At 67.1% G+C, this 10612-nt stretch carries 11 protein-coding genes; 7 read left to right on the top strand and 4 right to left on the bottom strand.

The annotated features are described in order from the left end of the window. Positions 1 to 570 (top strand): 23S rRNA (adenine(2030)-N(6))-methyltransferase RlmJ (gene rlmJ, locus BDIM_RS10490; RefSeq protein ID WP_050796692.1); only part of this gene is annotated, 570 nt, incomplete at its 5' end. Here rlmJ and BDIM_RS10485 read toward each other — a convergent pair. Beyond that, complete coding sequence (locus BDIM_RS10485) at positions 567 to 902, bottom strand: antibiotic biosynthesis monooxygenase family protein (RefSeq protein ID WP_003165571.1); 336 nt, start codon at positions 900 to 902, stop codon at positions 567 to 569. The two genes, rlmJ and BDIM_RS10485, sit on opposite strands and share 4 nt — an antisense overlap. Before the next feature lie 87 nt (positions 903 to 989). On the opposite strand from BDIM_RS10485, the gene BDIM_RS10480 reads away from it, so the two are divergent. Both BDIM_RS10480 and BDIM_RS10475 read left to right on the top strand, forming a co-directional pair. Beyond that, entirely contained in the window at positions 990 to 1688 is a 699-nt protein-coding gene (locus BDIM_RS10480; protein ID WP_040346849.1) for a type 1 glutamine amidotransferase, read from the top strand. 77 nt (positions 1689 to 1765) lie between these two features. Beyond that, positions 1766 to 4285 carry a hybrid sensor histidine kinase/response regulator gene (locus tag BDIM_RS10475; RefSeq protein ID WP_003165569.1) on the top strand — a complete coding sequence of 840 codons (2520 nt, stop codon included), beginning with the start codon at positions 1766 to 1768 and terminating at the stop codon, positions 4283 to 4285. A 10-nt stretch (positions 4286 to 4295) separates the two neighbouring features. Here the strand turns inward: BDIM_RS10475 and hemF are convergent, their stop codons facing one another. Beyond that, entirely contained in the window at positions 4296 to 5150 is an 855-nt protein-coding gene (gene hemF, locus BDIM_RS10470; RefSeq protein WP_371125982.1) for an oxygen-dependent coproporphyrinogen oxidase, read from the bottom strand. Between the two features lie 248 nt (positions 5151 to 5398). Between hemF and BDIM_RS10465 the strand changes: the two genes are divergently transcribed. Beyond that, the gene (locus tag BDIM_RS10465) at positions 5399 to 6676 is read left to right on the top strand and encodes a dipeptidase (RefSeq protein ID WP_040345738.1); all 1278 of its coding nucleotides are present in this window, start codon (positions 5399 to 5401) and stop codon (positions 6674 to 6676) included. Between the two features lie 156 nt (positions 6677 to 6832). Here BDIM_RS10465 and BDIM_RS10460 read toward each other — a convergent pair whose 3' ends face one another. Next, the gene (locus BDIM_RS10460) at positions 6833 to 7288 is read right to left on the bottom strand and encodes a tRNA (cytidine(34)-2'-O)-methyltransferase (protein ID WP_003165567.1); all 456 of its coding nucleotides are present in this window, start codon (positions 7286 to 7288) and stop codon (positions 6833 to 6835) included. A gap of 196 nt (positions 7289 to 7484) precedes the next feature. Between BDIM_RS10460 and petA the strand changes: the two genes are divergently transcribed. Genes petA through BDIM_RS10445 form a run of 3 tightly spaced genes read left to right on the top strand, consistent with a single transcriptional unit; the run spans position 7485 to position 10236 of the window. Continuing rightward, positions 7485 to 8039 (top strand): ubiquinol-cytochrome c reductase iron-sulfur subunit, encoded by a 555-nt coding sequence (petA, locus tag BDIM_RS10455; protein ID WP_040345735.1) that lies wholly within the window; start codon positions 7485 to 7487, stop codon positions 8037 to 8039. A gap of 17 nt (positions 8040 to 8056) precedes the next feature. Continuing rightward, positions 8057 to 9355: a cytochrome b gene (locus tag BDIM_RS10450; protein ID WP_003165565.1), complete on the top strand. Its 1299-nt coding sequence runs from the start codon at positions 8057 to 8059 to the stop codon at positions 9353 to 9355. A 5-nt stretch (positions 9356 to 9360) separates the two neighbouring features. Beyond that, positions 9361 to 10236: a cytochrome c1 gene (locus tag BDIM_RS10445; protein ID WP_003165564.1), complete on the top strand. Its 876-nt coding sequence runs from the start codon at positions 9361 to 9363 to the stop codon at positions 10234 to 10236. Positions 10237 to 10312: 76 nt separating this feature from the next. Here the strand turns inward: BDIM_RS10445 and BDIM_RS17965 are convergent. Further along, positions 10313 to 10612 (bottom strand): hypothetical protein (locus BDIM_RS17965; protein ID WP_040345732.1); only part of this gene is annotated, 300 nt, incomplete at its 5' end.

Below are 10612 nucleotides of genomic sequence, written 5' to 3'. Positions count from 1 at the left end.
CTGAACCCGCAGGGCGGGGTGCGGTTCTATCCCGGCTCGCCGGTGCTGACGGCGCGGGCCTTGCGGCCTGAGGATTCCTATCGCGGCTTCGAGCTGAATCCGCCGGTCGAGGCCCTGTTGCGCGAGGCGTTGGCGGCCTGGCCCAACGCTGTGGGGCAGGCGGGCGACGGCTATGAGGAGGCGGTGCGTGCGGCGCGGGGGCTGAAGGCGCCGCTGGTGCTGATCGATCCGCCGTTCGAGCGGCCCGACGACTATGTCCGCTCGGCCGAAACGGCGGCGGCGGTGTTGCGCGCCGATCCGACGGCCTGCGTGGCGATCTGGACGCCGCTGAAGGATCTGGAGACCTTTGACGGCTTCATCCGGCGGCTGGAGCAGGCGGGGCTGTCGCGGGTGCTGGTGGCCGAGGCGCGGCTGCGTCCGCTGAACAATCCGATGAAGATGAACGGCTGCGCCATGACGGTGGTCAACGCCCCCTCGGGCGCAGAGGCGGCGGCGGCTGAAATCTGCGGCTGGACGGTTCAGGCGCTGGGCGACGCGGGCGGTCGGGCCGAGGTCTGGCGGGCGGGCTAGGCCTGGATGACCTCGCCCGGCTCATAGAGGTGCGGCTCGAAGGTCGCGATGGCCAGGATCGGCCCCATGGCCGCGACAATCCGAGGATGGCGGGTCATGGCCTTCCAGGCGTCGGCGTCGGCCCAGACGGCGTGATTGGCCGCCACGCGACCGTTCAATCCGCGATGCAGGGTGGCCGAGACGAAGCCGGGCAGGGCGGTCTGAATACGCACCAAATCCGCCAGACGCTCCATCAGTTCGTCCTGATGGGGCGCATTGCACTTGAAGACATTGATCAGGACGACCAGGTCTTCAAGCGGCGCATCGGCCGGGGCGTCGGCGGAAGAAGGCATGGGCGGTTCGTCTCATTGCTTTGTTTTTTCTTCTACCGCAATCCGGCCGCTGAGGCTTCCTTCACCGCCGTCGATCAAGTGGATTTCATGACCGCCATCGCCATCCTCGAAACTGGCCGTCCGCCCGCTCATCTGGCCGAGGCGTTCGGCGACTACACCGCCCAGTTCCGCGCCATGCTAGGCGAAGGCGCGACCACCCATCGCTTCGATGTTCAGGCGGGCGAACTCCCCGAGGATCCATCGGCTTTCGCCGGGACGATCGTCACCGGATCGGCGGCGGGCGTCTACGAAGACCTGCCGTGGATCGAGCCGCTGTCCGCCTGGCTGCGCGAGGCGCGGGGCAAGACGCGGCTGGTGGGCGTGTGCTTCGGCCACCAGATCCTGGCTCACGCCTTTGGCGGCCGGGTCGAGAAGTCCGACAAGGGGTGGGGCGTCGGCCTGCACCGCTATGACGTGCTGAGCGATGAGGCCTGGATGACGCCGACGGCGGCGACCATCGCCATTCCGGTGTCGCACCAGGATCAGGTCGTGGCCGCGCCCGCCGATGCGCGGGTGCTGATCTCCAGCGCGTTCACGCCCTATGCCGGGCTGGCCTGGGGGCAGGACGCCATCAGCTTCCAGTGCCACCCTGAGTTCGATCCGGCCTTCGCCGCGCGCCTGACCGAGGGGCGGCGGGGACGCATCGACGACGCCCTGGTCGATCAGGCCCACGCCACCCTGGCCGAGCCGAACGACCGCGCCGTCCTGGCCGACTGGATTCGCGCCTATCTGGGCGTGTCAGCCTGAAGGGCGGTCATGGCGTGGCGCGTGTCGTCGAACGGCGCTAAGTCTTAGGCAACTTTCGCAGGACTAGGGTCGCGAGGATGTCTTCCATACGCCTCAAGACCTTTGTTCGCGCGCCCTTGATGGCGGTCGCCCTGATGGCGGCCGCCGCGCCCGCCACGGCCAAGGCGGTGCAGAGCGCCGAACTGGCGCGTGCGGTCGAACAGCGCGCCTCCCGTACGGATTTCGCGGCGCTGGAAGCTTTCGGCCTGGCGGCGATGAAACGCCGTGACCGCGAGGGGCTGAACCGGCTGTATCATGTCGCCTGGACGGTTTTGAACCAGGGCGATTTCGAGCGAGCGGCTATTTGGAACAAGCGCCTGGAGACGCAGGCGCGCGCCCAGAACGACCAGCGCTACCTGGCCATCGCGCGGCTGAACGCACTGACCATCCGCTATGACCAGGGCGACCTGTCGGTGGAAGAGGAGATGGCGCGCACGGCCCGGACCTCGCGCGATTGGTTCGTCATGGCCCATGCGGCCCGCTTGAGCGCCCTGGCCTTGATGGATCAGGACCGGGTAGGCGAGGGCCTGCGCCTGCTGACGACGGTTGAGGCGGAGATTCCGGCTCACGACCCCTATGCCGCCACCGCTCGCGCCGGCGTGTGGGAAATGACGGGCATGGGCTTGATGAAGCTCAGCGACGTGGCGGGCGCCGCCGCCGCCTTTCGTCGTTTTGAGATCGACGATTCCAACCCTGAATACCCGCGCCCTGATTTCGACAGCCTCTATAATCTGGCGCGCATGGCGATTCAGGTCGGGGATTTGCCGAACGCAGAACTCTATTACGCGGCGCACCACCGCTTAAGCCAGCGCGCCAATCTGGAAAGCCTCAGCGCCTATGACGCCGCTCTATGCGCAGCCGTGGCCGATGCACGACGGGATTCGCGCGGGGTGCTGGACTGCCTGGCTCCGCACGAAGCCCTGATCGACGGCAAGGCCTTTCTGGCGCTGGACATTCTGCCGGCGCGCGGCGTGGCGCGGGCGCGGCTGGGCGATCTGGCGGGCGCGCGTCGCGATCTGGAGCGCCTGCGCGACCTGGCGCCGGAAGGGGCGGTCGATCCGACCGAGCGCCTGCTTGAGGCTGAACTCCTCTTCGGCTCAGGCCGGCCGCGCGAGGGGTTCGAGATCTTGCGCGAGTATCAGCGCGAGCGCGACCTGCACCTGTCCCGCCGCTTCAGCGCGGGCATTCATCAGGTGACGGGCGACATGCAGCAGCAGTTGGCCGAGCGGCGTCGTCAGCTCGAGACCGCACGCGCCAACACCCAGCTGCAGCAGGCGGTGATCCGGGGTCAGAACTGGATTCTGGCCATCAGCCTGGTTTTCGTCCTGTCGGTGCTGCTGGTGCTGCTGTGGCAGAGGCGACAGTCGCGGCGTCTGAAGAAGGCGCAGCTTCACGCCGAGGCGGCGAACCGCGCCAAGAGCGAGTTTCTGGCCAATATGAGCCATGAGATCCGCACGCCCCTGAACGGGGTGGTGGCCATGGCCGAGGTTCTGACGACGCGTGATCTGCCGGAGCGGGATCGTGAACTGGTCGACATCATCCGTTCGTCGGGGGTCACTCTGGAGCGGCTGCTGTCGGACATTCTGGACGTCGCCCGCATCGAGTCGGGCCAAGTGGCGATCGACCCGGCGCCCTTTGACCTGGAGCAGGTGACGCGCGATGTGGTCGCCCTGTGGGCGCCGCTGGCTCTGGGCAAGGGCGTCGAGCTGCGGCTGGACTATGATCCGACCTTGCCCCGTCTGGTCATCGGTGATGCCGTGCGGCTGCGTCAGGTGCTGACCAATCTCATCAGCAATGCGTTGAAATTCACCCAGGAAGGCGCGGTGACGCTGGAGGCCGTGCAGGGCGAAGGGGAACGCGTGCGCTTCACGGTCACGGATACGGGCATCGGCTTCGACGCCGAGTTCAAGTCGCGCATCTTTCATCGCTTCCAGCAGGAGGACGGCTCGATCACCCGTCAGTTCGGCGGCAGCGGCCTGGGGCTGGCCATTTCGGATGATCTGGTGCGGCTGATGGGCGGCGAGCTGGACTGCGAGTCTCCGCCGCAGGGCGGCGCGCGCTTCTGGTTCGATCTGCCGTTGCCGCCGGTCGAGGGCGCAGAGGATGAGCTTGAAGCGGCTCCAGTTCCGCCTGCCGCCCTGCCGCGTGCGGATCGCTCAGGCGCGCCGCGCGTGCTGCTGGCGGACGACCACCCGGCCAACCGCAAGGTGGTCGAGGTCATGCTCGAGCCTCTGGGGATCGCGCTGACGACGGTGGAGGACGGAGCTCAAGCCCTGGCCGCCTTCCGCGAGGGAGGCTTCGACCTGGTGCTGATGGACATGCAGATGCCGGTCATGGACGGCCTGACCGCGACGGCTGAGATGCGCGCTCACGAACGCCGCACGGGCGCCGAGCCGACGCCGATCCTGATGCTGACCGCGAACGCCATGAGCGAACATGTCGAGGCCAGCCGTCGCGCGGGCGCCGACGGCCATCTGACCAAGCCGCTCAGCGTGGCGGGCCTGACCAGGGCCGTTGCAGAGGCCCTGGACCGGGCGAACGATCAGGTTTCGGCTTGAGCCTTCGCCTCTAGGGCCACTTCACCACGGGCGGCATGGAGCTGAGGATCGACTCGACGTTGCCGCCGGTCTTCAGCCCGAACATGGTGCCGCGGTCGTAGAGCAGGTTGAACTCGACGTAGCGGCCGCGACGGATCAGTTGCTCCTCGCGCTCGGCCTCGGTCCAGGGCTCGTGCATCCGGCGGGCGACGATGTCGCAATAGACCTTGAGGAAGGCCTCGCCGACCGCCTGGGTGAAGGCGAAGTCCTTCTCCCAGTCGCCGCTGTCGTGGTGGTCGTAGAAGACGCCGCCGGTGCCGCGCGGTTCATTGCGGTGGGGCAGGAAGAAATACTCGTCGCACCACTGCTTGTATTTGGCGTGCCAGGACGGGTCGAAGGCGTCGCAGGCGCCCTTCATGGCGGCGTGGAAATCCACGGTGTCCGGGTGGTCGTCGCGGCGGTCCGCATCCAGTACGGGAGTCAGGTCGCCGCCGCCGCCGAACCAGGTCTTGGTCGTCGAGATCAGGCGGGTGTTCATGTGCACGGCAGGCACGCGCGGGCTGACCGGGTGGCAGATCAGGCTGATGCCGGTGGCGTAGAAGCGCGGGTCTTCCTCGGCGCCAGGCACATTCTTGGCGTAGTCGGCGGGGAAGGTTCCGTGGACGGTCGAGCAGTGGACGCCGACCTTTTCAAAAAGGCGGCCGCTCATCATGCCCATGACGCCGCCGCCGCCTTCCTTGCGGTCCCAGGGCGTGCGGACGAAGCGGCCGGGCTCTCCGGCGAACAGTTCGGCGGGGGCGGCGTCTTCCAGCGCCTCGAAACCGGCGTGGATCTTGTCGCGCAGGGTCTCGAACCAGACGCGGGCGCGCTCGCGGCGCTCAATCATCAGGGCGGGGTCAGCTTGGATCATGAGGGCTTCAACCATGACGCGGCCTTTCTGAACAGTCCGGCGGGGTGCGCGGATGCGAGCCTGATGCCGCAGCACGGGCGAGGGGGCCTTGATCCAGATCACAAGGCGCGACGCAAACGATGCCTACGGACGGTTCCCTCGACGGCGCGCATGTGCCAGCGTGCGGCGCCCGTAAAGCGGCGCCGTGGGGCGACCGGGCGGGTCTGTAGCTCAGAGGGGAAATCATGATCCGCATCGCCTTGCGCGCCAGCCTGCTGGCCGCCGCTTCCGTCGCCGTTCTGGCCGGACCGGTTCTGGCTCAAACGTCTCAGCCTCAAGAGGCGCGCGTGATGCAGATTCTGAAGCGCACGCCCCTGATCGACGGGCACAACGATTTGCCGTGGGCGCTGCGTCAGGGCTTCGGGAATGATCCGCACGGCGTTGATCTGAATGCGAATCTGTCGACGTCGACGCGCCTGCATACGGATATTCCGCGTCTGCGCGCCGGGGGCGTGGGCGGTCAGTTCTGGTCGGTCTATGTCCCCGCCAGCATGGCGCCGGTCGACGCCGCCAAGGCCACCTTCGAGCAGATCGACACGGTGAAGCGCATCGTCGCCGCCCATCCCGAGACCTTCGAGATCGCCACCACGGCCGACGACCTGGTCCGCATCCACCGCGCGGGCAAGATCGCCAGCCTGATCGGCATGGAGGGGGGCTATTCGATCGACGACTCCCTGGGCCTGCTGCGCGAGTTCTACGATTCGGGCGCGCGCTACATGACGCTGACCCACTCCAAGAGCACGACCTGGGCCGACAGCGGCACGGACGCGCCCAAGTGGGACGGCCTGAACGCCTTCGGCGAAGACGTGGTCCGCGAGATGAACCGTCTGGGCATGATGGTCGATCTCAGCCACGTATCCGAGGCCACCATGGTCGACGCCATTCGCGTGTCCGAGGCGCCGGTGATCTTCTCCCACTCTTCGGCGCGGGCGGTGACGGCTCATCCGCGCAACGTGCCTGACGCCGTGCTGCGCCAGATGGCGGGCAACGGCGGCATCGTCATGGTGACCTTCGTGCCGGGCTTCGTCAGCGAGGCCGTGCGGGCTTCGGGCGCCGCGCGCGGCGCGGAGATGACGCGGCTGACGGCCCTCAATCCCGGCGATCCCGCTGCGGTCAAGGCGGGCATGGACGCCTGGAACGCCGCCAATCCGGCGCCCAAGGCGACGATGGAGGACGTCATCGCCCACATCCAGCACGTCCGCGACGTGGCGGGGATCGACCACGTGGGCCTGGGCGGCGACTATGACGGCGTGGACAGCCTGCCGGTCGGCCTGGAGGGCGTGGACGGCTATCCGCGCCTGCTGGCCGAACTGATGCGCCGCGGCTGGAGCGAGGCCGACATCCGCAAGATCTCGGGCGAGAACCTGCTGCGCGTCATGCGCGCGGTGGAGCGCGTGGCGGCCTCGAAGAGCGCCGAGCGGCCGAGCCTGGCCAAACTGCCGAACGACGGCGCGCCGGAATGATCTGAGAGAATCCTTCTCCCCTTGTGGGAGAAGGTGGACGGCGGAGCCGGACGGATGAGGGGGGCGACGACACGCGCTCTCAGCCCTCATATTCGGACGGCCCGCCGACACCCCTCATCCGGCCCTCACGGGCCACCTTCTCCCACAAGGGGAGGACTATCGCGTCGGCAGTTCGTTCATCTGCCGCAACGCCTCATGCAGGCCGATTCCGGCGCTGACGGACAGGTTCAGCGACCGGGCTTCCGGGCGAATGGGGATGTAGATTCGCGCATCCGCCGCCGCATGGACGTAGTCGGGCGAACCGGCGCTCTCCTTGCCGAACAACAGAACGTCATCGGGCTGGAAAACGAAATCCGTCAGGGGTTCGGCCGCGCGCGTGGTGAACAGCACCAGCCGTCCCGGCGCCCGGTCGCGCTGGAAAGCGTCCCAGTCCGCATGGCGCGTCATATGGGACAGCGGGCCGTAATCCAGCGCCGCGCGCTTCATCGCACGATCGTCGAAATTGAAGCTGGTGGGCTGGATGACGTGCAATTCCACGTCGAAACAGGCGCTCAGACGGATGCAGGCGCCGACATTATGGGGGATGTCAGGTTGAAAAAGGGCGAGACGCATTCTAAGGCCCTCATACGCGCGGGGCGGGGCCTTGTCGCGGCTTTTGTTGCGACTGTTTCGCAAATCGCTTTCGCGACTTGTCAGGAACAGCCGAAACCAAGGCCGGACGGGCAGGGGTTTGCCGTCGCATGATAGGGTTCCATTCGGTTGACGTCCCTTCCCGGGGCGGGCGACCGGCGATGCAGAGGTGAAACGCGTGGCCGAATCGGTCGTGAATGCTGACGGGCCTGACGGCCAACACGGGGGTGGCGACGCCACCCGCCGCGACTTCATCCACATTGCGGCGGGCGCGGCTGCGGCCGGCGCCGGCGTGATGGTGGCGTGGCCCCTGATCAACCAGATGAACCCGGCGGCCGACACCCTGGCCCTGGCGTCGATCGAATTCGATCTGACCAAGGTTCAGGAAGGCCAGCAGGTCGTCATCAAGTGGCAGGGCAAGCCGGTGTTCGTGCGCTATCGCACCCCGGCCGAACTGACCAAGGTCATCGACGAGGGCGCCGTGGGCAGCCCGCCGCAGACCGACGCCGAGCGCACCAAGGAAGGCCACGAGAAATATCTCGTCGTCATCGGTTCGTGCACTCACCTGGGCTGCGTGCCGACCTTCAACGCCGGTGAATACGGCGGCTGGTTCTGCCCGTGCCACGGTTCGCACTACGACGCCTCGGGCCGCATCCGTAAGGGACCGGCGCCGCTGAACCTGATCGTGCCGAACTACGAATACGTGTCCGACACCCGCGTGAAGATCGGCTGAGGACGGACAGAGGAACCATGAGCGATCACGAATCCACTTACGTCCCGAAGACCGCCGTTGAGCGGTGGATGGACACCCGCCTGCCGATCATCCGTTTCGGCATGGACTATGCGAACCTGCCGACCCCGAAGAACCTGAACTACTGGTGGACCTTCGGCGGCATCCTGGCGATCTGCCTGATGACCCAGATCATCACCGGCATCGTCCTGGCCATGCACTACACCCCGCACGTCGACATGGCCTTCGCCTCGGTCGAGCGCATCATGCGCGACGTGAACGGCGGCTGGCTGATCCGTTATGTGCACGCCAACGGCGCGTCGATGTTCTTCATCGCCGTCTACCTGCACATGCTGCGGGGCCTGTACTACGGCTCCTATAAGGCGCCGCGCGAGATGATCTGGATCGTCGGCTGCGTCATCTTCTTCCTGATGATCGCCACGGCCTTCCTGGGCTACGTCCTGCCGTGGGGCCAGATGTCCTTCTGGGGCGCTGAGGTCATCACCAACCTGATCGGCGCCATTCCGGTCGTCGGCGAGCCGATCCTGGTCTGGCTGCGCGGCGGCCCGGCGATCGACAACGCGACGCTGAACCGCTTCTTCTCGCTGCACTACCTGCTGCCGTTCGTCATCGCCGGCTGCGTGGTGCTGCACCTGTGGGCCCTGCACGCCGCCGGTCAGAACAACCCGGTCGGCATCCTGATCCCGAAGGACCGTCAGGCCAAGGACACGCTGCCCTTCCACCCGTACTTCACGGTCAAGGACGGCTTTGCGATCATCCTGTTCCTGATCCTGTTCGCGGTGTTCGTCTTCTACAACCCGGGCGCCCTGGGCCACGCCGACAACTACATCCCGGCCAACCCGCTGCAGACCCCGGCGCACATCGTGCCTGAGTGGTACATGCTGCCCTTCTACGCGATCCTGCGCGCCATCCCCGACAAGTTCGGCGGCGTGGTGGCCATGTTCGCCGCGATCGGCGTGCTGTTCGTCCTGCCGTGGCTGGATACGTCCAAGGTGCGCTCCATGCGCTACCGCCCGACGATGAAGACCTTCTTCATCATCTTCCTGTTCGTCTGCTTCGGCCTGGGCTGGTGCGGCGCGCAGCTGCCGGACGCGCCGGTCGTGCCGGGCATGCCCAGCTTCAACCTGATCGACGGCCAGCTGAACTCCTACCTGTGGCTGACCCGCCTGTTCACCGCCTACTACTTCGTCTTCTTCCTGGTGCTGATGCCTCTCATCGGCCTGCGTGAGAAGCCGCTGCCGATCCCGGCGACGATCTCGGAGCCCGTGCTCCCGTCGACCGCAGCCGAGAAGGCCTGAGCGCGATGATGAGCAACGAGAAAAAGACCGTGTCCTTCCGCAAGATCCTCGTCTCCGTGACGGCCGCTGTCGGCCTGGTCGCCATCGCCGCTCCGGCGATGGCCGCCGGGGGCGCCAAGCATCCGCGCGACGGCGGCTTCAGCTTCGCCGGTCCGTTCGGCACCTTCGACCAGGGCCAGCTGCAGCGCGGCTACAAGGTCTATCGTGAAGTCTGCGCCTCGTGCCACGGCATGGATCTGGTGCACTTCCGCAACCTGGGCGACAAGCACGGGCCGTTCTGGAATCCGAAGTATCCGAACCCGAACGACAACCCGGTCGTGAAGGCTCTGGCCAAGGAGATTCAGGTCGCCGACATCGACTCGGAAACGGGTGAAGACCTGCGTCGCGACGCCACCACGGCGGACCGTTTCCCCAACCCCTATCCGAACCCGACGGCGGCCGCTGCGGCCAACGGCGGCGCCATGCCGCCGGACCTGTCGGTCATGGCCAAGGCCCGCCACGACGGCGCCAACTACATCTATTCGCTGCTGTCGGGCTATTCGACCCCGCCGGCGGGCCTGAAGATGGCGCCGGGCCAGCACTACAACCCCTATATGGCGGGCGACATGACGCCGTTCTGGGAAGGCAAGGGCCATGTGCCGCCGGGCGGCTTCATCGCCATGCCGGCGCCGCTGACCGCCGGTCAGGTCACCTATGACGACGGCACTGAGGCGACCGTGGACCAGATGTCGAAGGACGTCGCGGCCTTCATCGCCTGGACATCCGAGCCGAAGATGGTCGAGCGCAAGCAGATGGGCTTCGGCGTCATCATCTTCCTGCTGGCCTTCGCGGGCGTGACCTACGCCAGCTATCGCCGCATCTGGAAGGGCGTCGCCCACTAAGGCGCTTTCTCCTCGCAGACGAAACGACCCGCCGGAGCGATCCGGCGGGTTTTTTCGTGGGCGGCGTCCTGTGCCGTCAGCGCGCCAGGGTGGTGCAGCGGATCAGGCGCTGGGGCTGCTCATTAGGCCGATCCAGCCAGATCAGGCGCAAGGCGTCGTCGGTGGCTTCGAAGCGGGCGGGGCGTTCGGCCTGGCCGGCGGCCGTCTGGCAGGAGAGGAGGGCGTCGTAGCCTTGGCCGCGCTCATTGATGGTTTCGATCACGCAGAGCAGTCCGCGCCCGTGCAGATCGGTGGTGGTGATCTCGAGCGCGGCCTCATCGTCTGGCTGCGCGCAGGCGCCGGCCGCGGCGGCCCATCGGCCGACGAAGCTGGTCGC

It is taken from the genome of Brevundimonas diminuta ATCC 11568, from assembly GCF_000204035.1.
Lineage (GTDB): Bacteria > Pseudomonadota > Alphaproteobacteria > Caulobacterales > Caulobacteraceae > Brevundimonas > Brevundimonas diminuta.
The sequence above is the reverse complement of the archived record's forward strand: the minus strand, read 5'-3'. Positions and strand labels throughout refer to the sequence as shown.

Excerpts from the sequence above, each read along its gene's own strand:
- BDIM_RS10485 (WP_003165571.1), bottom strand. The coding sequence starts at position 902 with ATGCCTTCTTCCGCCGACGCCCCGGCCGATGCGCCGCTTGAAGACCTG.
- BDIM_RS10480 (WP_040346849.1), top strand. The coding sequence starts at position 990 with ATGACCGCCATCGCCATCCTCGAAACTGGCCGTCCGCCCGCTCATCTG.
- BDIM_RS10475 (WP_003165569.1), top strand. The coding sequence starts at position 1,766 with ATGTCTTCCATACGCCTCAAGACCTTTGTTCGCGCGCCCTTGATGGCG.
- hemF (WP_371125982.1), bottom strand. The coding sequence starts at position 5,150 with ATGATTGAGCGCCGCGAGCGCGCCCGCGTCTGGTTCGAGACCCTGCGC.
- BDIM_RS10465 (WP_040345738.1), top strand. The coding sequence starts at position 5,399 with ATGATCCGCATCGCCTTGCGCGCCAGCCTGCTGGCCGCCGCTTCCGTC.
- BDIM_RS10460 (WP_003165567.1), bottom strand. The coding sequence starts at position 7,288 with ATGCGTCTCGCCCTTTTTCAACCTGACATCCCCCATAATGTCGGCGCC.
- BDIM_RS10450 (WP_003165565.1), top strand. The coding sequence starts at position 8,057 with ATGAGCGATCACGAATCCACTTACGTCCCGAAGACCGCCGTTGAGCGG.
- BDIM_RS10445 (WP_003165564.1), top strand. The coding sequence starts at position 9,361 with ATGATGAGCAACGAGAAAAAGACCGTGTCCTTCCGCAAGATCCTCGTC.